Raw genomic sequence first — 19,621 nt, 5'->3', positions numbered from 1 at the left:
CCCCATGCTGCTGATCTTCACCGACGTACAGTAGTGGCCGGAACGCCATACCTCCGGAGGTTCTGGCCATGCCCCGCGTCCCGCACCGCGTCGCCGTCATCGCGCCGTCCCCGGTCTCGATGTTCAACCTCGCCATCCCCGAACTGCTCTTCGAGAAGGTCGAGGTGGACGGCGGCCGCGGCTACGAGGTCGTCGTCTGCACCCCGGACCCGGGCCCCGTCGCCACCACCGGCGGCCTCGCCCTGCACATCGACCGGGGCCTGGACTCGGTCCGGGACGCCGACACGGTGGTGGTGGCCGGGACGGGCCACCGCTACGCCCCCGATCCGCGCACCATCGACGCGGTGCGCGAGGCGGCGGCGGCCGACAGGCGCGTGACCTCCATCTGCAGCGGCGCCTTCGTGCTGGCCGAGGCGGGCCTCCTGGACGGACGCAGCGCCACCACGTACTGGCAACTGGCGGACGAACTGCGCGAACGCCACCCGTCCCTGGACCTCCAGGGCGACGTCCTGTACGTGCAGGACGGTCAGGTCCTCACCTCCTCCGGCTACGCGGCCGGCATCGACATGTGCCTGCACATGATCCGTACCGACTACGGCGCCGCGGTCGCCAACGAGGTGGCCCGTCTCTCCCTCGTCGCCCCGGTACGGCCGGGTGGCCAGACCCAGTTCACCCAGACCCCGCTGCCCCCCGAACGCGGCACCGCCTGCGCCGACACCCGGGGCTGGGCCATGCGCAACCTCGACAAGCCCCTCACCCTCACCGACCTCGCCCGCCACGCCGGTGTCTCGGTACGCACCCTCACCCGCCGCTTCCACGCGGAAAGCGGCGTCAGCCCCCTCCAGTGGCTCCTCCACCAGCGCATCGAGCGCGCGAAGGAGCTCCTGGAGACGACCACCCTGCCCATGGACCAGGTGGCCCGCTCCTGCGGCCTCGGCTCCGCCGACTCCCTCCGTGCCCATCTGGTCCGCCGCACCGGACTGACCCCGAGCGCCTACCGGGCCCAGTACAGCCGCCTGGGAACCGGCCCGACCGAGGTCTCGTCCTCCGTTGCGTGATCAATGACAGAGTCACCGGAGCCCGGGTGATCCGGACCGCCGTACCCGCCGAGGCGGAGGCCGTCACCGCGCTGCACGCCCGCGCCCGGGCCACGTACTACCCGGACGGCGTCCCGGACGACGGCACGGACTGGCTCGCCACCTGGCGGAGCGCCATCGCCCGGCCGGACGGCCATGTCCTGTGCCTGGTGGACGACGGCCGCATCGTCGGGCTGGCCTCCTTCCGCACCCCCGAGGGCGCCCCGGCGCGCACGGTCAAGCTCTTCCAGTTCCACGTCGACCCCGACCGGTGGCGCTCCGGCCTCGGCACCGCCCTGCACACGGCCTGCGTCGAGCAGTGGCAGGCCGACGCCAAGCGGACCGCCGTGCTGGAGGTGCATGTGGACAACACGCGGGCGCAGGCCTTCTACGCCCGCCAGGGCTGGGCCGCGCACCCCGTCGAGCCGGGGCACCACCATCTGCGCATGACCCTCGCGCCGACCGGGGAATGAACCCCACTCCTTGAACGTTCACCGATTAATCGGAGGCCGTCTCCGTACCCGTGCGACCTGGAAAGAGCCGAAGACATGCGCGTCGAGATCTGGAGCGACATCGCCTGCCCCTGGTGCTACGTGGGCAAGGCCCGCTTCGAGAAGGCGCTGGCGGCCTTCCCGCACCGTGAGAGCGTCGAGGTCGTCCACCGCAGCTTCGAGCTGGACCCGGGCCGGGCCAAGGGCGACGTCCAGCCGGTGATCACGATGCTCACGAAGAAGTACGGCATGAGCGAGGCCCAGGCCCAGGCGGGCGAGGAGAACCTCGGCGCCCAGGCCGCCGCCGAGGGCCTGGAGTACCGCACCCACGGCCGCGACCACGGCAACACCTTCGACATGCACCGTCTGCTCCACCTCGCCAAGGCGCAGGGCAGGCAGGACGAGCTCATCCAGATCCTCTACAAGGCCAACTTCGCCGAGGAGCGCTCCGTCTACGCCGAGGGCGAGGAGCGGCTCGTGGAGCTGGCCGTCGCCGCCGGCCTGGACGCCGACGACGCCCGCAAGGTCCTCGCCGACCCCACCGCCTACGCCGACGACGTCCGCGCCGACGAGCGCGAGGCCGCCGAGCTCGGCGCGAGCGGTGTGCCGTTCTTCGTCCTCGACCGCAAGTACGGCGTCTCCGGCGCCCAGCCCGCCGACGTCTTCACCCAGGCGCTGACCCAGGCCTGGGGCGAGCGCCCGCCGCTGAAGCTGATCGAGGACAACGGCGCGGAGGCCTGCGGCCCCGACGGATGCGCGGTACCGCAGCACTGAGACGGCGCAGGTCGCGGCGGATCCATAAGCATCCCTTAGGGGAACCACGTAAAAATCCGCAATGGACCAATGCTCCGAGCGGCTCCACAGTGGACCCATGGAGACCTTCGAGAGCCTCGTCCGTGCCGAGTTCGCCCCGAAGAACACCTATCTGAACACCGCGTCCAGCGGTCTGCTCCCCGCCCGCACCGTGACCGCCCTGACGGAGGCCACGAGGATCCGGGCCGAGGGCAGGCCGCTGGACCCGCTGTTCCAGGACGTGGAGGCGGCGCGGGCGGCCTTCGCCCGGCTGGCCGGAGTGCCGGTGCGCCGGGTGGCGGCCGGCGCCTCCGTCTCCACCTTCTCCGGCCTGGTCGCGGCCTCGCTGCCCGCGGGCGCCGAAGTCCTCACCGCGGAGGACGACTTCACGTCCGTCGTGAACCCCTTCCACGCCCGAGGCGACCTCAAGGTCCGCATCGTCCCCCTGGAGCGGCTCGCCGAGTCCGTCCGCCCGGAGACCGCCCTCGTCGCGGTCAGCGCCGCCCAGTCCGCCGACGGCCGGCTCGCCGACCTGCCCGCCCTGCGGGAGGCGGCTCGCGCGCATGGGGCCCGTACGTACGTCGACTTCTCGCAGGCCTCCGGCTGGCTGGCCATGGACGCCACCGAGTACGACTACACCGTCTCCACCGGCTTCAAGTGGCTGCTCGGCCCGCACGGCGCCGCCTTCCTGGTGGTCCCGGAGGACTTCGGCGCCCTGATCCCCCTGCTGGCCGGCTGGGTCGCGGGCGAGATCCCCTGGGACAGCTGCTACGGCCCGATCGCCGAACTCGCCCACTCCGCCCGCCGGTTCGACATCAGCCCCGCCCTCTTCGTGTACGCCGGACTGCGCGCCTCCCTCTCCCTGATCGAGGAGTTGGGCGTGCCGGCCATCCGCGCCCACGACCTGTCCCTCGCCGACCGCTTCCGGACCGGACTGGCCGCTCTCGGGCATGACGTGCTGCCCGCGCCCGGCTCGGCGATCGTCTCGGTGCCCGGACTGGGCGTCAAACAGCGGGAGTTGAGCGCGGCGGGCATCGAGGTCTCCGACCGCGCGGGCAACTTGCGTGCCTCCTTCCACCTCTACAACACCCCTGCCGACGTCGACCGCCTCCTGGACGTCCTGTCCGGGTGATCTACGGCTCGTGAATCATTGGCCATGGCCTGTTGTCGTGAATCGCTGGCGCGGGCCCGGCGAGGACGCTAGGAAAGGCACCAGGGGTGGTGGTGCCGGTGGAACACGCGGGCGATACGTCAGTGCGGCCTCCCGCCGACGCGGAGCTGCACAGGCGGCTCGTGTACGGCGACGAGTCCGCGCTGGCCGAGGTGTACGAGGAGTACGGGGGCCTGGTGCGGCGCGTCGCCGTGCGAGTCACCCGGAGCCCGGGCGCCGCCGAGGACGTGGCGCAGGAGGTCTTCGCCCACCTGTGGAGCAGGCCGTACGCCTTCGACGCGCGCCGCGGCACCCTGCGCACCTGGCTCTCCATGCTCGCCCACCGGCGGGCCGTGGACTGGGTGCGCAGCGAGGCCCGGCACCGCAAGGACGCCGGCGCCGACGACTCCGCGCTCCAGGCCATCCCCGAGCCCGGTCCCGGCCCCGACGAGACGGTCGTGGACCGCGAACGCTCGATCCTCCTGCACTCCGCCCTCGCCGAACTCCCGCAGCCCCAGCGGGAGGTGGTGCACCTCGCCTACTTCGCGGGCCGCACCTACCGCCAGGCCGCCGTCGAACTGGGCATCCCGGAAGGAACCGCGAAGACCCGCCTGCGCACCGCGTTACGTACCTTGGCCGAGTCTTTGGCAGACCCACCCGACCCCGCGCTCGAAAGGGGCGCATGATGGCAGGGGACGCTCGCTCCAGGAAAGGGGGCATGCGGTGACCGCTGAACACGACGGCGTACGAGACCTGCTGGCCGCCTGGGCCTTCGGGGCGCTGGACCCTGCCGACCGCAGGACGGTCCCGCTGCATCTGGCCGAGTGCGAGAGCTGCGCGGCGGAGGCGGAGCGGCTGCGGGAGACGGTACGGCTGCTCGACGGCCCTTCGGCCAATGGCTCGGGCCGCCGCCCGGCCGCCGCCATCCTGTCCGGCGCCCTGCGCACCCGCCCCGCCGCACCCCGGGTCGCGGCGTACGCCGCCCCCTACGCCGCGGCGGTGGCCGGCCTCAAGGCGCTGCTGCCCGAGATCGAGGGCCGCTGGTCCACCCCGGTCGTGCACGACTGGGACGTCCACGCGACCGTCGCCCATCTCCTGGCCGCCGACGAGCACTTGGTGCGGCTGCTCGGCCTGGACACCCGGCTGCCGCTCTCCCGGATCCCGGACGACACCCACTGGGGCGACGCCTGGAACGAGCGGACCGCCGAGGTCATCGCCCACGAGTACGGCCGTACGCCCGAGGAGACCGTCGCCGACTGGTCCGCACAGGCGGACGCACTGCTCACCGCACCCGAGGCCACCGATCCCGAACTGGCCGCCCGCGCGGTGATGTCGATGGGGGTACGGCTGCCGGTCGCCGACCACTACGTGGTGCGGGCCTTCGAGGCGTGGATCCACACCGACGACATCGGCCGCGCCCTGGGACTCGCCGTCCCGCCGCCGCCCGAGGCGCACCTGTGGCAGCTGGTCCGCCTGGCCGTCCGCATCCTCGGCCTGGCTCTGGGACAGGACGCCGCGCCGGTGCTGTTCTCGGTCACCGGTGTCGAGCAGTGGGTGCTGGGTTCCGAGGACGAGCCGGTGCGTGCCGAACTCACCCTGGATCCCGTCGACTTCTGCCTGCTGGTGGGCGGCCGGTACGCGCCGGACGAGGTGCCGAAGGGCGCAACGGGCGACGCGGCCGCCGTACGGAACGTACTGGAGTCGGCCGCGTCGCTGGCGTGGTTGTGAGGGTTACTTCACAGGGGTGAAGTCCCGTGCCCCAATGAACTCGGGCCGTCGTATCGGAGCCGCGAACGGCTCTACGGCCTCGTTCTCCACGCTGTTGAACACGATGAAGACATTGCTGCGCGGGAAGGGCGTGATGTTGTCGCCGGACCCGTGCATGCAGTTGCAGTCGAACCAGGTCGCCGAACCGGCCTTGCCGGTGAACAACTTGATGCCGTACTCGCTAGCCATCGCGGTCAGCGCCTCGTCCGAGGGCGTGCCCGCGTCCTGCATCTGAAGCGACTGCTTGTAGTTGTCCTTCGGCGTCGCCCCCGCACAGCCGAGGAACGTGCGGTGCGAACCCGGCATGATCATGAGGCCGCCGTTGGTGTCGTAGTTCTCCGTCAGGGCGATGGAGACGGACACCGTCCGCATGTTCGGCAGCCCGTCCTCGGCGTGCCAGGTCTCGAAGTCCGAGTGCCAGTAGAAGCCGGAGGCGCCGAACCCGGGCTTGACGTTGATCCGCGACTGGTGGACGTACACGTCCGAGCCGAGGATCTGCCGGGCCCGCCCCACGACCCGCTCGTCGCGCACGAGGTTCGCGAACACCTCGCTGATCCGGTGCACCTCGAAGACGGACCGGATCTCCTTGGACTTCGGTTCGATGATCGACCGCTCGTCGGCGCGGATCGCGGGATCGGTGACGAGCCGCTCCAACTCCTGCCGGTAGACGGCCACTTCGTCATCGCCGATGAGCTGGTCCACGGCGAGGAAGCCGTCGCGCTCGAACGACTCCAGCTCGCCCGTGGCGATCGGTCCCGGCGTGCCGGGCGCCGACCAGACGACCGGGTCCTTGCGGGGGAGGGCCACCTCGGTGGCGCCGCGGCTGGGGTAGAGATCGGTGACGGTGGTCATGCGGTCACACCTCCTCGGGTTCGGTGAGCAGTGGGTAGACGCCGTTGTCGTCGTGGTCCTCCCGGCCGGTCACGGGCGGGTTGAACACACAGATGCAGCGGAAGTCCTCCTTGACCCGCAGCGTGTGCCGCTCGTGCCCGTCCAGGAGGTACATGGTCCCGGGCGTGATCGAGTGCGTCAGCCCGCTCTCGTGGTCGGTCAGCTCGGCCTCGCCCTCGACGCAGACGACGGCCTCGATGTGGTTCGCGTACCACATCGACGTCTCCGTACCCGCGTACAGGATCGTCTCGTGCAGCGAGAAGCCGACCCGCTCCTTGGCGAGGACGATGCGTTTGCTCTCCCAGGTGCCGGACGCGGCCTTCACATGCCGGTCGGTGCCTTCGATGTCCTTGAACGAACGGACGATCACGGTGCTGCGATGCCTCCTATGTAGACGGTCTGTCCTTGCGGTCGGTGGTTCAGACGGTTTCCCGTACGGAGCGGGCGAGCACGCTGAGTCCCTCGTCCAGCTCCTCGGGGGTGATCGTGAGCGCCGGAAGCAGCTTCACGACCTCGCTCTCCGGGCCCGACGTCTCGATGAGCAGCCCGAGCTCGAAGGCCCGGTGCGCCACCCGCCCGGCGCGCTCCTTGTCGTGGAACTCCAGGCCCCACACCAGCCCGCGCCCCCGGTACTCCTTCACATCGGCGAGGTTCTCCTCGGTGATGGAGATGAGGCCCTGCTCGATCTGCTCACCGCGCTTGCGGGTCTGCTTCTCCATCGCGGAGCCGTCCGCCCAGTACGTCTCCAGGGCGGCGGTGGCGGTGACGAAGGCGGGGTTGTTGCCGCGGAAGGTGCCGTTGTGCTCGCCCGGCTCCCAGATGTCCAGCTCCGGCTTGAACAGGCAGAGGGACATGGGAAGGCCGTAGCCGCTGATCGACTTGGACACGGTGACGATGTCGGGCGTGATGCCGGCCTCCTCGAAGGAGAAGAAGGCACCCGTACGACCGCAGCCCATCTGGATGTCGTCGACGATGAGCAGCATGTCCTGCCGCTCGCACAGCGCGGCGAGCGCCTGGAGCCACTCGCGGCGGGCGACGTTGATGCCGCCCTCGCCCTGCACGGTCTCCACGATCACGGCGGCCGGCTTGTTGAGTCCGGAGCCCTGGTCCTCCAGGAGCCGCTCGAACCACAGGAAGTCCTCGACCGTGCCGTCGAAGTAGTTGTCGAACGGCATCGGCGTGCCGTGCACGAGCGGTATTCCGGCGCCGGCCCGCTTGAAGGCGTTGCCGGTGACGGCGAGCGACCCGAGGGACATCCCGTGGAAGGCGTTGGTGAACGAGACGATGGCCTCGCGCCCCTTGACCTTCCGGGCCAGCTTGAGCGCGGACTCGACGGCGTTGGTGCCCGTCGGGCCGGGGAACATGACCTTGTACGGCAGGTCGCGCGGCCGCAGGACGACGTCCTGGAAGGTCTGGAGGAAGGCCCGCTTGGCGGTGGTCGACATGTCGAGCCCGTGCGTGACGCCGTCGCGCTCCAGGTAGTCGATCAACGCCCGTTTCAGGACCGGGTTGTTGTGCCCGTAGTTCAGGGAGCCGGCGCCCGCGAAGAAGTCCAGGTACTCGTGGCCGTCCTCGTCGTACATGCGGCTGCCCTGCGCACGGTCGAAGACGGTGGGCCAGCCGCGGCAGTAGCTGCGGACCTCGGACTCGAGGGTCTCGAAGACACTGAGGTCGGGCTGGGTGATGGTCACGAAGAATCGCTCCTCGATGCGTGGGGGAGGGGAGTGCGTTGGGGTGGTCTGGTCGTCTCGGTCGTCTCGGTCGTCAGAGGGAGAGGGGGCCGATGCGGTACAGGACCTCGGGTTCGTGCGGTCCGTCGGGGAAGTGGCCCGCGTCGAAGAGCACCTCACGTTCCAGGTCGGCGTCGTGCCGCTCGGCGAAGGCGCTGAACAGCCGCTCGGAGGCGGTGTTGCCGGGCGTGATGGTGGTCTCGACGGCGGTGATCCGCTGCTCGGCCGAGGCCCGCACGGCGAGTGCGTCGAGCAGCGCCCCGGCGAGCCCGCGCCCGCGGTGCGTCTCGTCCACGGCCACCTGCCAGACGAGCAGGGTGCGCGGACGGTCCGGCCGCAGGTACCCGGTGACGAAGCCGACCGGCTCTCCGTGTCCGTCCCGAGCGACGGCCGACGTGGCGGCGAAGTCGCGACACCACAGCAGATAGCTGTACGACGAGTTCAGGTCGAGGACCTTCGAGTCCCTCGCAATCCGCCACAACGCGGCGCCGTCCGCGACGGACGGACGGTCGATCTGGAGTTCTGCTGTCGTGTCTGCTTGTGCGGCAGTCATGCGAATTGAATTTACCGAGGGAAATTAAAAATTGCATCGCCGGGAGGGGTTACGGGTCGGCGATGCATGTGTTATCACGCGGGCGCGGGCGGACGCGTGAAAGGTGCGAAGTATGTGGTGGTTTGCCCGCATCAAAAGGGGCAAATCGCCCTGGGTGTGTAACGCGTCACAACCATGTAACCCCCATGAGATCTGCCCGAATTCATCCGGTTGGCGTTCGCAGAATCTTTGCGTTTAAGGCGAGGGAAAGCGGGCAGACGAATACGGGAAGCTGTTCTCGAATGAATTCCAGAATTACCTTTGAATTAGGCTCCGGTCATGTCGTCGATTCGTTCCCGCAAGATATCGGCATGCCCCCGGCACCGGCCGGACGGCTCACCGCCAGCCGTCCTCCACGGCGCGCAGCGCCCCCTCCACTTCCACATCCAGCCCGTGCTCGCTCAGTGCGGCACCCAGCGCCGCGAGGCTCGCGCGCACGGCCCCCGGCGTCGCGTCCACCCCGTAGTGGTTGACCCGGATCATCTCCTTGGCCAGGGCGCCCCCACCCGCGGCCAGCGGCAGGACGGGATCGGAGGCCAGCGCCCGGGCCACCAGCTCCGAGGCCACCACACCCGCCGGCGCCCGCAGGGTCGTGGCGACCGGTGCCGCGTCCCGGGCCTCGTGCACGTACGGTTCGAGGCCGCCGCCCAGGGCCACGGCCCCCGCCCGGGTCGCCGCGGCCGCCGACGCGTGGCGAGCCATCACCGTGTCGAGTCCGACGGACTCGATCCGCTCGACGCAGGCCTCCAGTGCCAGCATCTCCAGCTGGGCCGGGGCGTGCAGCAGGGCCTTGCGTCCGCCGTCGACCCACCGCTCCTTCCAGTCCAGCAGCGAGAGGTACGACCGTCGCGGCGCCCGCGGGTTCGCCGCCATCCGGGCCCAGGCCCGCGCGCTCACCGACACCGCAGACACACCCGCCGGCCCGCCCATCGCCTTCTGTGCCCCGATCACACACAGGTCGACGCCCCACGCGTCCGGCAGCACCGGCTCCGCCCCGATCGAGGCGACGGCGTCCAGGTAGAAGAGCGCCCCGTGCGCCCGCACCACCTCCCCGATCTCCGCGACCGGGTTGGTGTTGCCCGTCGCCGCCTCCGCGTGCACCAGCGACACGAAGTCGATCGACGGATGCTCGGCGAAGGCCTCCCGGATCTGCTCCGCGGTCACCGCCGTGTGGAACGGCACCGCCAGATCGATCACCGTGGCCCCGCAGTCCCGCAGCCAGTCCCCGAAGGTCTGTCCGTACGGCCCGGTGATCACGTTCAGCGCCACGGTGCCAGGACCCGCGGTCGCCCGGATCGCCCCCTCCAGCGGCAGCAACGCCTCCCCCTGCATGATCACGACATCCTGCGAGGTGCTCAGCAGCCGCGCCACGCGGTCCTCGATCGACGCGAAGTGCGCCGCGCTGAGCGGGGCCAGGTCCAGGAAGGGGTGCGTCACAGGGCTGCTCTCTTCACTCACGGGATCAACGAATCGAGGGTAACCGGCACCCTGGGCACCCCCTCCCACTACCGACTTCTTAGGTCAGACGGCCGTATAACCATCGGTTTGATTTGAGGGTCTCAAACTTCTCCTTATAATCGGAACCCGATATCCGGAACAGACAGTTCCCTCACAGGAGGCTTCCCCGTGAAGACGATCCTCGGGCGTCGGACCCGCATCCTGGCCGCCACCACCGCGACGGCCGGGCTCATGCTCGTGGCCGGCTGCTCCTCGGACGACGACGGCGGCTCCGGCACCAAGACCGCCGCCGGCGGTGTCGAGCTCGTCAAGGCGGGGCAGCTCACCACCTGCACCCACCTTCCCTACCCGCCCTTCCAGTCGGAGATCGACGGCAAGGTGCAGGGCTTCGACGTGTCCCTGATCGACCTCGTCGCCGAGGACCTCGGCGTGAAGCAGGAGATCCTCGACACACCGTTCGAGAACTTCAAGACCGGCGCGTTCCTCAACTCCGGCGAGTGCGACCTCGCGGCCGCCGGCATGACCATCACCGACGAGCGCAAGAAGAACGTCGACTTCTCGGACCCGTACTTCGAGGCCACCCAGGCCCTCCTCGTCGACAAGGGCAGCGGCATCACGTCGCTCGCCGACGCCAAGTCCAAGAAGGTCGCGCTCGGCGCCCAGGCACAGACCACCGGCGAGGACTACGCCAAGAGCCAGGGCTTCGACCCGGTCTCCTTCGAGTCCTCGGACGCCGTCCTCAACGGACTGCGCTCCGGCCAGGTCAAGGCCGTCGTCATCGACTACCCGGTCGTCCAGGGCTGGCTGAAGACCAAGGCCAACGCCGACGCCTTCCAGGTCGCCGAGCAGATCAACACCGGTGAGCAGTACGGCTTCACGGTCAAGAAGGGCAACGCCAAGCTGCTCGCCGCCATCAACAAGGCCCTCGCCGAGGCCAGGTCCGACGGCACGTACAAGACGCTGTACGAGAAGTGGATCGGCCCCTACGACGAGTCCGCGGCCTCCGCGTCCCCGTCCGCCTCATGACGGGCCCCGACGCACAACTCCAGCCCCGCAAGAAGGGCCTGACCCGCAGTCAGAAGCGCAGCCTGTCGCGCGGCGCCCAGTACGTCGTGTTCGTCGCGGCCGTCGTCGCCTTCGCGGCGTCGGCCGACTGGGACCGGCTCAAGAACCAGTTCGCGCAGTGGGACATCGCCGAGCAGATGTTCCCGGACGTCATCACGCTCGCGCTGAAGAACACCGTCCTGTACACGCTGTCCGGCTTTGTCTTCGGACTGGTCCTCGGCATGGTCATCGCGCTGATGCGGCTGTCGTCGGTGGGTCCGTACCGCTGGTTCGCCGGCGTGTACATCGAGATCTTCCGCGGCTTGCCCGCCCTGCTGATCTTCATCTTCATCGGCGTGGCCGTCCCCCTGGCCTTCCCTGGGACCGAGATCCCCGGCGGCACCTACGGCAAGGTCGCGCTCGCGCTCGGCCTGGTGGCGGCCGCGTACATGGCGGAGACGATCCGCGCGGGCATCCAGGCGGTGCCCAAGGGACAGCTGGAGGCGGCCCGTTCACTGGGCTTCTCGCCCGCGCGGGCCATGGTCTCGATCATCATCCCGCAGGCGTTCCGCATCATCCTCCCGCCGCTGACCAACGAACTCGTCCTGCTCTTCAAGGACTCCTCGCTGGTCCTCTTCCTCGGTGTGACCCTGGAGGAGCGCGAACTGTCCAAGTACGGCCGCGACCTGGCCAGTACGACCGCCAACTCCACGCCGATCCTCGTCGCCGGCCTGTGCTATCTGCTGGTGACGATCCCGCTCGGCTTCGTCGTGCGCCGTATGGAGGCGAAGGCCCAGGAGGCCGTGAAATGAGCCGACCGGAAATCGAAGTCCGCGGACTGCACAAGTCGTTCGGCGACAACGAGGTCCTCAAGGGCATCGACCTGGAGATCGGCCAGGGCGACGTCGTCTGTGTCATCGGCCCCTCCGGCTCCGGCAAGTCCACGCTGCTGCGCTGCGTGAACCTGCTGGAGGAGCCCACCAAGGGCCAGGTGTTCGTCGGCGGCACCGAACTCACCGACCCCGATGTCGACATCGACGCCGTACGCCGCCGTATCGGCATGGTCTTCCAGCAGTTCAACCTCTTCCCGCACCTCACCGTGACCGAGAACCTCACGCTGCCCCAGCGGCGGGTCCTCAAGCGGGACAAGGCACAGGCGGCGAAGGTGGCGGCCGAGAACCTGGAACGCGTGGGCCTCTCCGAGAAGGCGAACGCCTACCCCGCCTCCCTCTCCGGCGGCCAGCAACAGCGCGTCGCCATCGCCCGCTCCCTGTCGATGGGCCCCGAGGTCATGCTCTTCGACGAGCCGACGTCGGCACTGGACCCGGAGCTGGTGGGGGACGTCCTCGCGGTGATGCGGATGCTGGCCCAGGAGGGCATGACGATGATGGTCGTCACGCACGAGATGACGTTCGCGAAGGAGGTCGCCGACAGGGTGGTCTTCATGGACGGCGGGGTGATCGTGGAGGACGGCACACCGAACCAGGTGATCACGAACCCGAGCCACGAACGCACCCGCCATTTCCTGTCGCGGCTCCTGGACCCCGCGATGGCTGAAGTGGAGGAGGACGACAAACGCGCCCCTTAGGGGCGCGGGGAACTGCGCGACCAGCCACGATGCACCCGCAGCCGACGAACTATGGTGCGTGCCATGAACGATCTGCCGGTGCTGCACGTAAAGGGACGCGTCCTCGTAGGCCCAGAAGACGTCCGCGATGAGCTCTGGGTCGTAGACGGACGCGTCACCTACGACCGACCCCTCGCCGCCCAAGACATCCGCACCGTCGAAGGCTGGACCCTACCCGGCCTGGTGGACGCCCACTGCCACGTAGGCCTCGGCCCACACGGCCCTGTCCCGCAGGACGTCGCGGAGCAACAGGCCCTCACCGACCGAGCCGCCGGCACCCTGCTGATCCGAGACGCAGGCTCCCCCTCGGACACCCGCTGGACAGACGCCCGCGAAGACCTCCCGAAGATCATCCGCGCTGGCAGGCACATCGCCCGCACCCGCCGCTACATCCGCGGCTACGCCCACGAGATCGAACCGGAGGACCTGGTCGCGTACGTCGCCCAGGAGGCCCGCCGAGGCGACGGCTGGGTGAAACTCGTCGGCGACTGGATCGACCGCGAAGTGGGCGACCTCGCCCCCAGCTGGCCCCGCGACGCGGCGAAGGCGGCGATCGCCGAGGCCCACCGCCTGGGCGCGAGGGTCACGGCCCACTGCTTCGCCGAGTCGTCGCTCCGCGACCTCGTGGAGTCCGGCATCGACTGCATCGAACACGCCACGGGCCTCACCGACGACCTGATCCCCCTCTTCGCGGAGCGAGGCGTGGCGATCGTCCCGACGCTGGTCAACATCGCCACGTTCCCGAAGCTGGCCGAGGGCGGCGAGTCGAAGTTCCCCCGCTGGTCGGCACACATCCGCCGCCTCCACGAACGCCGCTACGACACGGTCCGGAGTGCCTACGACGCCGGCATCCCGGTCTACGTCGGCACCGACGCCGGCGGCACCCTGCCCCACGGCCTGGTCGCGGCCGAGGTCGCGGAACTCGCCAAGGCGGGCATCCCTCCGGTCGAGGCGCTCGCGGCGACGACCTGGGCGGCCCGCGCGTGGCTGGGACGCCCGGGCCTGGAGGAGGGCGCGATGGCCGATCTCGTGGTGTACGACGAGGACCCGCGGGCCGATGTACGGGTACTGGCGGCGCCGCGGCGGATCGTGCTGAACGGGCGGATCATTGACGGAGCGTGACCGAGAGTCGCCCCGCGTCGTTGTGCACTCCGGCTCTCGAACCGGCGCGTCAACGGGGGCGCTCGCACACATGGGGGTACAGGGGTGACTTCGAGGAACACCCGTGCCGCACGATTCGAAAAGGTTCACGGAAGCACCACGTTGGAGTGAAGTCCCGCCGGACTGCTGACTGTTCACTCTGAGTACGTAATTCTTGCCGGGTCCCGAGCAAGTCTCCTCTGAGGGGTCCCCACCTTGAACGGCAAGAACTTCCGCATGCCCGCACGCCGTCTCGCGACCGTCGCGACGGCCACGGCCCTGGCCGCCGGTCCCGCGGTCCTGGCCGGCGCCGGCTCCGCGCACGCGACCGGTGACGAAGGCCGAGCGAGCGCCGTCGTCCTGCGTACCGGGCTCGACGTGTCCCTGCTCAACAAGACCGTGAACGTCCCGCTCGCGGTCTCCCTGAACGAAGTGCAGGCTCCGCAGAGCGCCGAGAAGACCGCGCTGACGGCCCAGTTGGACGGCGTCGACGGCGGAAAGGCCTTCAGCGTGCTCGACGCGCAGGTGGCATCGGCGAAGGCGGACGTGACCGACGCCAAGGCCGAGGCCGCCACGACCCTGGCCCACGCCAAGCTGCATGTCCCCGGCCTGCCCCTGCTGTCGCTCATCGAACTCGGCACGGTCACCTCCAAGGCGACGTGCGAGGCCGGCGGGACGCCGACCGCCACCTCCAACCTGCTGGGCTCGGTCACCGTGCTCGGCAAGAAGGTCACGCTCACCGCGGGCGGCCCGACCGAGGTCGAGGTGCCCGGTGTCGGCGAGGTCCGACTCGACCTCTCCAAGACCGAGACCACCACGCGCACGGCAGCCGCCACCGCCCTCGAACTCACCGTCTCCATCAACCCGTTGAAGCTCAACGTGGCCGAGGTCGAGGGATCCCTGACGCTGGCGAAAGCCACCTGCGAGGCCCCGGCCGCACCCGCCGCCGAGACCACTCCCGCAGACGGCGTGAAGCCCCAAGGCGCCCCCGCCGAGGCGGGGTTGGCCCAGACCGGCGGCAGCTCCACGACCCCGTACATCGCGGGCGGGGCGGTAGCCCTGCTGGTCGCGGGCGGCGGCGCGTTCGCGTTCGCGCGGCGCGGCAGGAGCTGACCGGCCGAGCGGAGGCCGCAGTCAACAGCCCGTGTGTGTCAGGGCTGTTGACTGCCGACTGAAAACGTTTTAACTTCCCCTCACTCTGTCATTGAGATGTGAGGGGATCAGTGGAGCGCAAACGTTTTCAGTCCCGTGCCCTCCTCCTGCTCATGCTCCCCGGCCTCGCCTACTTCCTGCTGTTCCACTACGGCGCCCTCGTCGGCAATGTCATCGCCTTCAAGGAGTACGTCCCCTTCGACGGCATCTGGGGCAGCCCCTGGGTCGGACTCGGCAACTTCCAGCGGATGTTCGAGGACGAGGCGTTCTGGGACTCGGTCCTCAACACCCTCTGGATCTCCGTCCTCCAGCTGGTCTTCTTCTTCCCGGTGCCGCTCGCCCTCGCCCTGCTCCTGCACAGCCTCACCTGGAGCAGCGTCCGGCGGTTCGTGCAGTCGGTGGCCTACCTCCCGCACTTCATCTCGTGGGTGATCGTCGTCGCCCTCTTCCAGCAGGTCCTCGGCGACACCGGGCTGCTCAACTCCGGCCTGGACGGCATGGGCCTGCACACCGTCGACATCATCGGCAACCCCGACGCCTTCAAGCCGCTCGTCGTCGCCCAGGTCATCTGGAAGGACGCCGGCTGGGGCACGATCATCTTCCTCGCCGCCCTCGCGCAGGTCGACGAGCAGCAGTACGAGGCCGCCGCGATCGACGGGGCGGGCCCCTGGCGGCGCTTCTGGCATGTCACGCTGCCCGCCATCCGCCCGGTGATCGTGCTGCTGCTGATCATGCGGCTCGGCGAGATCCTCTCCGTCGGCTTCGAGCAGATGCTGCTCCAGCGCGACGCGGTCGGCCCGGAGGCCGCCGAGATCATCGACACCTTCGTCTACTACCAGGGCATCGTCGGCGGCGACTACGGATTCGCCGCCGCCGCGGGCCTGTTCAAGGGCGTCGTCGGCGCCCTCCTCGTCTACGCCGCCAACAAGGTCGCCCACCGCCTCGGCGAACAGGGGGTCTACAAGTGAGTGCCGTTTCCCGTGGCCACATACGGCCCGGCTGGCTGGAGAAGCCGAAACCGGTGACCCAGGCGGCCAAGGCCCTCGCCCTCGTGACCGTCGTCCTCCTGGTCTGCGTCCCATTCCTTGTCATCGTCTCCACCTCGCTCGCCTCCACCGACGAGGTCGTGGCGAACGGCGGCTGGGTGCTGTGGCCGACCGAGCCGTCGCTGAAGGCGTACCGCGACATCCTCGACGGCGGCATCGTCACCCACGCGCTCGGCGTCAGCGCGGGAGTGACGGTGATCGGCACCCTCCTCAGCCTCGCCTGCACGGTCACCCTCGCCTACGCCCTCTCCCGCCCCGGCGTCTTCGGCGGCAGGCCCGTCCTGCTGCTGGTGCTCTTCACCTTCCTCTTCCCGCCCGGCATGATCCCGAGCTTCCTGCTGGTCAAGGAGCTGGGCCTGCTGGACAGTTACGCCTCGCTCGTCCTGCCGGTCCTGGTGAACGTCTTCAACCTGGTCGTCCTGCGCGGCTTCTTCCAGGGCATTCCGGAGGAGCTGTACGAGGCCGCGCGGCTGGACGGCGCGGGGGACTGGCGGGTGCTCTTCTCCGTCGTACTGCCGCTGTCCAAGGCCGCGTTGGCCGTCGTAGGGCTCTTCTACGCGGTGGCCTACTGGAACTCCTGGTTCTATGCCTCGCTCTACCTGGAGAGCGACCACTGGCCGCTCCAACAGGTCCTGCGTACCTACGTGGTCTCCGGGTCGGGCCTCACCGACGCGACCACCGGCGAGGGCACGGTCACCGCCCCGCAGACCGTGCAGATGGCGGTCCTGGTGATCGCCACCGTACCGATCCTGCTCGTCTACCCCTTCCTCCAGAGGTACTTCACCAAGGGCGTGCTCACCGGCGCCATCAAGAGCTGACTCAACGATGATTCAAGCTGACACGAGGTGATTCACCCATGCCCCGCATGTCCCGTCGCACCCTGCTCGGCTCCATGGCCGCCGTCGCCGTCCCGGGCGTACTGACCGCCTGCTCCACCGGCTCCGGCGACAGCGACGTCTCCAACGCCGGGAAGAAACTGGCCCCTTGGCCGGCCCATCGCCCCACCACCAAGGCGCCCAAGCCCGACCTGGCGCCCACCGAGGCCGGTGTCCAGGCCGGGTACACCGCCTACCCCGCCGACCTGGTGCAGTCCGTGGCCCGCACCCCGGGCGACGGCTCCACGGTCAAGGTCATGACGGTGTCCTTCGGCGTACCGCCCAAGCCGGCCTCCGCCAACCGGTTCTGGGCGGCCGTCGAGAAGGCCCTCGGCGTGAAGATCGAGTACACGATCATCTCCCAGGCCGACTACCAGAAGAAGATGGCCACGGTCATGGCCGGCGACGCCGACAGCCTGCCCGACATCATCAACATGTTCTCCGGGTTCGTGCTGCCCCGCGAGGGCCAGTTCGTGCAGCGCCGCGCCGAGGACCTCACGCCGTTCCTGTCCGGCGAGGCGATCGCCGACTACCCGAACCTCGCCAACATCCCCACCCACGCCTGGCGCGACATGGGGCGGGTCGGCGGCCGGATCTACGGCATCCCCCTGGAACGCCCGCTGCCCGGCTCCACCCTCTGGCTCAACCAGGCGATGTTCAGCGACGCGGGCATGACGGACGGCTGGACCTCCGACGACTTCGCCGCCGTCGCCAAGAAGGCCACCAGCGGCCGGACCTACGCCCTCGGCGCCGCCCAGGGTTCCGGGTTCGGCAACGGCTTCCACGCCGCCGCCCACAACGCCCCCCAGGACTGGGCCGTCACCAAGGACGGCACCTTCCTGCCCGGGTGTGCCGACGAACGCTACAAGGCGTCGATCGCCTTCCGCGCCCACCTGCGCAAGCAGGGCTCGTTCTACCCGGACTCCACGTCCGTCTCCCAGATCGACCTCAGCACCCTCTTCCTCAACGGCACGGTCGGCTCCATGCAGGACGGCTTCGGCGCCTATCTGCCCAAGTACCTCGACTCCGCAGGCAAGTTCACTCCCGCCGCGGCCCTTCCGTACGCCGTGGACGGCACCCCCGGCGGCGTGGTCGCCGCCCGCCGTTCCTTCGGCTACACCATCCTGAAGAAGGCCAAGAAGGAACGCGTCGAGCTGCTCCTGCGCATCCTCGACTATCTCGCCGCCCCCTTCGGCAGCAAGGAGTGGGAACTCGTCCACTACGGCGTCGAGGGCACCCACTTCACCCGCGGCAAGGACGGCTCGCCCGAGGCCACCGAGCTCGGCGAGGTCGAGAACAACACCAACCTGCCGCTGAAGTACCTCGCCGAAGGCCCCCAGGTGCTGTTCGTGCCGGGCATGCCGGACGCCGTACGGGCCCTGCACGCCTGGCAGCAGCAGGTCGTACCGCACGCCGTCCGCAACGCCTCCTACGGCCTTCAGTCCGCCACCAACAACTCCCAGGGCGCCACCCTCAAGGCCCTCCTCGACGACACCCTCACCGGGATCATCGCCGGGCGCATCCCGCTCACCGAATGGGACGCGACCGTGAAGAAGTGGCGGGGCCGGGGCGGCGACAGAATGGCCGAGGAGTTCGCGAAGGACTATGCGGCCAATACGTGACGCGCCGCCGATGGAACAGGAAACGCGGGGGACGGGATGGGGAACGACATGACGGGCAAGGGGCGGGTCACGATCCGCGAGGTCGCCGAGCGCGCGGGCGTGTCCACGGCGACCGCCTCCCGTGCGCTCAGCGGCAACCACCCTGTGCCTCCGGCCACCCGGGCCCGTGTGCTGCGCGCGGCGCGAGATCTCGACTATGTCGCCAACGCGCATGCGCGGGCGCTGGTGGGAGGTGGCCGCAAGATGGCCGCGGTTGTCGTCCGACAGGTGACCAGCCCCTTCTACGCCCAGGTCGCCGAGGGGGTCGAGGCGGAGGCCGCCGATCGGGGGTGGCTGTGCGTCGTCGGCGCCACGGGTGGCGATCCGCAGCGTGAGATGGAGTTCGTGCAGCTCATGCGGGAGGAGGGGGCGCGGCTGGTGATTCTGGTGGGCGGGGTCGTCGAGGACGACGCGTATCGCTCGCGCGTGGCGCACTATGCGCAGGCGCTGGATGCGTCGGGGGCTCGGCTGGTGTTGTGCGGTCGTCCGGCGCCGGATCCCGAAATCCCGGCGCTGGTGGTCGAGTTCGACAACGAGGCGGGGGCGCGGGCGATCACCGGGCATCTGTTGTCGGCGGGGCATCGGCGGATCGTCTTCCTCGGGGGGCTGCCCGGGAACACGGCTTTGGACGCTCGGGTCGCCGGTTATCGTGCGGCGCTTGCCGAGCACGGGCTGCCTGTGGAGGCCGCGCGTGTCGTCGACTGCGGGCTCGGGCGGGCGGCCGGGTTGCGGGCGATGACCGAACTACTCAAGGAGACACGGGAGTTCACTGCCGTTGTGGCCGGTGACGACATGGTCGCCGCGGGGGCGCTGCGCGCGATTGCCGAAGCGGGGCTTCGGGTGCCCGAGGACATCTCCGTCGTGGGGTACAACGACATACCGCTTGCCGAGGACTTCAATCCGCCGCTCACGACTGTGCGTACACCGGCGGAGGAGTTGGGGCGGGCCGCGGTGCGGATCGCTCTGCGGGATCCGGACAGTGCGGCCGGGAGCCATCATCTGCTGGGCACGCACATCGTTGTTCGCCGCAGTGTCGCTCCGCTGGATCGGTCGTCGTGAGGCTGCGGGTGCGTTGTGGCTGGTCGCGCCCACGCGGCGGTAGCCGCAAATCGACACAGCCCCGCGCCCC

At 69.7% G+C, this 19,621-nt stretch carries 20 protein-coding genes; 15 read left to right on the top strand and 5 right to left on the bottom strand.

Going from position 1 to position 19,621, the window contains the following annotated elements:
• The first annotated feature begins 68 nt into the window (after positions 1–68).
• From ACFY0U_RS15960 to ACFY0U_RS15935, 6 genes are all read left to right on the top strand, one after another.
• Entirely contained in the window at positions 69–1,058 is a 990-nt protein-coding gene (locus ACFY0U_RS15960; RefSeq protein ID WP_388635564.1) for a GlxA family transcriptional regulator, read from the top strand.
• On the top strand, positions 1,055–1,549 hold the full coding sequence (locus ACFY0U_RS15955) for a GNAT family N-acetyltransferase (protein ID WP_388635562.1): 495 nt from the start codon (positions 1,055–1,057) through the stop codon (positions 1,547–1,549). The genes ACFY0U_RS15960 and ACFY0U_RS15955 overlap by 4 nt, the downstream gene beginning before the upstream one ends.
• 75 nt (positions 1,550–1,624) lie before the next feature.
• Complete coding sequence (locus ACFY0U_RS15950; RefSeq protein WP_388635560.1) at positions 1,625–2,341, top strand: DsbA family oxidoreductase; 717 nt, start codon at positions 1,625–1,627, stop codon at positions 2,339–2,341.
• A gap of 97 nt (positions 2,342–2,438) precedes the next feature.
• Positions 2,439–3,491, top strand: a complete 1,053-nt coding sequence (locus ACFY0U_RS15945) for an aminotransferase class V-fold PLP-dependent enzyme (protein ID WP_388635558.1) — start codon at positions 2,439–2,441, stop codon at positions 3,489–3,491.
• A gap of 86 nt (positions 3,492–3,577) precedes the next feature.
• Complete coding sequence (locus ACFY0U_RS15940; RefSeq protein ID WP_388635556.1) at positions 3,578–4,195, top strand: RNA polymerase sigma factor; 618 nt, start codon at positions 3,578–3,580, stop codon at positions 4,193–4,195.
• Positions 4,196–4,232: 37 nt separating this feature from the next.
• Positions 4,233–5,237 carry a maleylpyruvate isomerase family mycothiol-dependent enzyme gene (locus ACFY0U_RS15935; protein WP_388635554.1) on the top strand — a complete coding sequence of 335 codons (1,005 nt, stop codon included), beginning with the start codon at positions 4,233–4,235 and terminating at the stop codon, positions 5,235–5,237.
• Positions 5,238–5,240: 3 nt separating this feature from the next.
• Here ACFY0U_RS15935 and thpD read toward each other — a convergent pair whose 3' ends face one another.
• The 5 genes from thpD to ACFY0U_RS15910 form a co-directional block, all read right to left on the bottom strand.
• On the bottom strand, positions 5,241–6,128 hold the full coding sequence (thpD, locus tag ACFY0U_RS15930) for an ectoine hydroxylase (protein WP_388635552.1): 888 nt from the start codon (positions 6,126–6,128) through the stop codon (positions 5,241–5,243).
• 4 nt (positions 6,129–6,132) lie between these two features.
• Complete coding sequence (locus tag ACFY0U_RS15925) at positions 6,133–6,537, bottom strand: ectoine synthase (RefSeq protein WP_361487811.1); 405 nt, start codon at positions 6,535–6,537, stop codon at positions 6,133–6,135.
• Positions 6,538–6,586: 49 nt separating this feature from the next.
• Positions 6,587–7,858 (bottom strand): diaminobutyrate--2-oxoglutarate transaminase, encoded by a 1,272-nt coding sequence (ectB, locus tag ACFY0U_RS15920; RefSeq protein WP_388635549.1) that lies wholly within the window; start codon positions 7,856–7,858, stop codon positions 6,587–6,589.
• A 73-nt stretch (positions 7,859–7,931) separates the two neighbouring features.
• Positions 7,932–8,450 (bottom strand): diaminobutyrate acetyltransferase, encoded by a 519-nt coding sequence (gene ectA, locus ACFY0U_RS15915; protein WP_388635547.1) that lies wholly within the window; start codon positions 8,448–8,450, stop codon positions 7,932–7,934.
• A 375-nt stretch (positions 8,451–8,825) separates the two neighbouring features.
• Positions 8,826–9,926 carry a pyridoxal-phosphate-dependent aminotransferase family protein gene (locus ACFY0U_RS15910; protein WP_388635545.1) on the bottom strand — a complete coding sequence of 367 codons (1,101 nt, stop codon included), beginning with the start codon at positions 9,924–9,926 and terminating at the stop codon, positions 8,826–8,828.
• Between the two features lie 189 nt (positions 9,927–10,115).
• Between ACFY0U_RS15910 and ACFY0U_RS15905 the strand changes: the two genes are divergently transcribed.
• From ACFY0U_RS15905 to ACFY0U_RS15865, 9 genes are all read left to right on the top strand, one after another.
• Positions 10,116–10,973, top strand: a complete 858-nt coding sequence (locus tag ACFY0U_RS15905; protein ID WP_388635543.1) for a transporter substrate-binding domain-containing protein — start codon at positions 10,116–10,118, stop codon at positions 10,971–10,973.
• Complete coding sequence (locus ACFY0U_RS15900; protein ID WP_388635541.1) at positions 10,970–11,803, top strand: amino acid ABC transporter permease; 834 nt, start codon at positions 10,970–10,972, stop codon at positions 11,801–11,803. The genes ACFY0U_RS15905 and ACFY0U_RS15900 overlap by 4 nt, the downstream gene beginning before the upstream one ends.
• A complete protein-coding gene (locus ACFY0U_RS15895; protein ID WP_388635539.1) occupies positions 11,800–12,579 on the top strand; it encodes an amino acid ABC transporter ATP-binding protein in 780 nt (259 codons plus the stop codon). Before ACFY0U_RS15900 ends, ACFY0U_RS15895 begins: the two co-directional genes overlap by 4 nt.
• Positions 12,580–12,642: 63 nt before the next feature.
• Complete coding sequence (locus ACFY0U_RS15890) at positions 12,643–13,740, top strand: amidohydrolase family protein (RefSeq protein ID WP_388635537.1); 1,098 nt, start codon at positions 12,643–12,645, stop codon at positions 13,738–13,740.
• 234 nt (positions 13,741–13,974) lie between these two features.
• Positions 13,975–14,871 carry an SCO1860 family LAETG-anchored protein gene (locus tag ACFY0U_RS15885; RefSeq protein WP_388635535.1) on the top strand — a complete coding sequence of 299 codons (897 nt, stop codon included), beginning with the start codon at positions 13,975–13,977 and terminating at the stop codon, positions 14,869–14,871.
• A 152-nt stretch (positions 14,872–15,023) separates the two neighbouring features.
• The gene (locus tag ACFY0U_RS15880) at positions 15,024–15,878 is read left to right on the top strand and encodes an ABC transporter permease (RefSeq protein WP_388636251.1); all 855 of its coding nucleotides are present in this window, start codon (positions 15,024–15,026) and stop codon (positions 15,876–15,878) included.
• A complete protein-coding gene (locus ACFY0U_RS15875) occupies positions 15,875–16,774 on the top strand; it encodes a carbohydrate ABC transporter permease (protein ID WP_388635533.1) in 900 nt (299 codons plus the stop codon). Before ACFY0U_RS15880 ends, ACFY0U_RS15875 begins: the two co-directional genes overlap by 4 nt.
• 38 nt (positions 16,775–16,812) lie before the next feature.
• On the top strand, positions 16,813–18,453 hold the full coding sequence (locus tag ACFY0U_RS15870; RefSeq protein ID WP_388635531.1) for a sugar ABC transporter substrate-binding protein: 1,641 nt from the start codon (positions 16,813–16,815) through the stop codon (positions 18,451–18,453).
• 48 nt (positions 18,454–18,501) lie between these two features.
• On the top strand, positions 18,502–19,551 hold the full coding sequence (locus ACFY0U_RS15865; RefSeq protein WP_388635529.1) for a LacI family DNA-binding transcriptional regulator: 1,050 nt from the start codon (positions 18,502–18,504) through the stop codon (positions 19,549–19,551).
• Positions 19,552–19,621 lie beyond the last annotated feature (70 nt).

Origin of the sequence: Streptomyces sp. NPDC001536 (assembly GCF_042894505.1) — a bacterium.
In the GTDB taxonomy this organism is placed as follows: Bacteria; Actinomycetota; Actinomycetes; order Streptomycetales; family Streptomycetaceae; genus Streptomyces.
Note: the sequence above shows the minus strand (reverse complement) of the source record. Positions and strands in the feature narration are given on the sequence as shown.

What these genes read in the sequence shown, in the direction of transcription:
- ACFY0U_RS15945 (WP_388635558.1), top strand. Translation starts at nt 2,439, where the DNA reads ATGGAGACCTTCGAGAGCCTCGTCCGTGCCGAGTTCGCCCCGAAGAAC.
- ACFY0U_RS15865 (WP_388635529.1), top strand. Translation starts at nt 18,502, where the DNA reads ATGACGGGCAAGGGGCGGGTCACGATCCGCGAGGTCGCCGAGCGCGCG.
- ACFY0U_RS15890 (WP_388635537.1), top strand. Translation starts at nt 12,643, where the DNA reads ATGAACGATCTGCCGGTGCTGCACGTAAAGGGACGCGTCCTCGTAGGC.
- thpD (WP_388635552.1), bottom strand. Translation starts at nt 6,128, where the DNA reads ATGACCACCGTCACCGATCTCTACCCCAGCCGCGGCGCCACCGAGGTG.
- ACFY0U_RS15900 (WP_388635541.1), top strand. Translation starts at nt 10,970, where the DNA reads ATGACGGGCCCCGACGCACAACTCCAGCCCCGCAAGAAGGGCCTGACC.
- ACFY0U_RS15950 (WP_388635560.1), top strand. Translation starts at nt 1,625, where the DNA reads ATGCGCGTCGAGATCTGGAGCGACATCGCCTGCCCCTGGTGCTACGTG.
- ACFY0U_RS15960 (WP_388635564.1), top strand. Translation starts at nt 69, where the DNA reads ATGCCCCGCGTCCCGCACCGCGTCGCCGTCATCGCGCCGTCCCCGGTC.
- ACFY0U_RS15895 (WP_388635539.1), top strand. Translation starts at nt 11,800, where the DNA reads ATGAGCCGACCGGAAATCGAAGTCCGCGGACTGCACAAGTCGTTCGGC.
- ACFY0U_RS15880 (WP_388636251.1), top strand. Translation starts at nt 15,024, where the DNA reads ATGCTCCCCGGCCTCGCCTACTTCCTGCTGTTCCACTACGGCGCCCTC.
- ectA (WP_388635547.1), bottom strand. Translation starts at nt 8,450, where the DNA reads ATGACTGCCGCACAAGCAGACACGACAGCAGAACTCCAGATCGACCGT.
- ACFY0U_RS15870 (WP_388635531.1), top strand. Translation starts at nt 16,813, where the DNA reads ATGCCCCGCATGTCCCGTCGCACCCTGCTCGGCTCCATGGCCGCCGTC.